Here is an 833-nt window from a genome sequence, read left to right as displayed (position 1 = left end):
ATAAAGGTTCCCTTAGGAGCTTTGATGTAGCCAAGCTCGATACCGTTGACAATGGCTTTTTCCATCGAACGTCCAAAGACTGCAATCTTGCGTCCAGTCTTAACAGCGGCATCCGTTGCTTGCTGGAGACGGAAGATATTTGAGGCAAAGGATGCAAAGATGATGCGTCCTTCAATGCCTTGGATAATCTTCATGATGGATTGGCCAACGACTTTTTCAGAGTTGGTAAAGGTTGGCACTTCTGCGTTTGTCGAGTCAGACAGGAGACAGAGTACGCCTTCTTCACCAAGGGCTGCCATCCGGTGCAAGTCCGCCGGTTCTCCAACTGGAGTGAAGTCGAACTTGAAGTCACCCGTACAAACGATTTTTCCTTGAGGAGTATGAATAACAATCCCCAAAGGCTCTGGAATAGAGTGAGTCGTTCTAAAGAAAGTTGCCTTGAGATTTTTAAAGGTCAACTCAGTGTTGTGATTGATTTCGTAAAGTTTGGCGTTGCGCAAGAGGCCGTGTTCTTCGAGTTTTCCACGGATCAAAGCTAAGGCAAGCGGTCCAGCGTAGATAGGGACATTTGCTTGCTTGAGCAGGAAGGGAATCCCACCAATGTGGTCCTCGTGTCCGTGGGTAATCAAAACAGCCTTGACGCGGTCGATATTGTCCACGATGTAAGAGTAATCAGGAATGACATAGTCGATACCCAGCAAGTCATCTTCTGGGAATTTAATCCCAGCATCGACGATAATAATCTCGTCTTGGTATTCAATTCCGTATGTGTTTTTTCCGATTTCTCCCAGACCACCGATGGCAAAAACGCCGACTTCTTCAGGTTTAAGAGT

At 46.6% G+C, this 833-nt stretch carries 1 protein-coding gene; it reads right to left on the bottom strand.

The window, feature by feature from the left end:
- On the bottom strand, nt 1–833 hold an 833-nt coding region (locus tag GMD1S_RS10570), incomplete at both ends, for a ribonuclease J (protein WP_000317781.1).

This window comes from Streptococcus sp. GMD1S (assembly GCF_000296875.1).
In the GTDB taxonomy this organism is placed as follows: Bacteria; Bacillota; Bacilli; order Lactobacillales; family Streptococcaceae; genus Streptococcus.
Note: the sequence above shows the minus strand (reverse complement) of the source record. Positions and strands in the feature narration are given on the sequence as shown.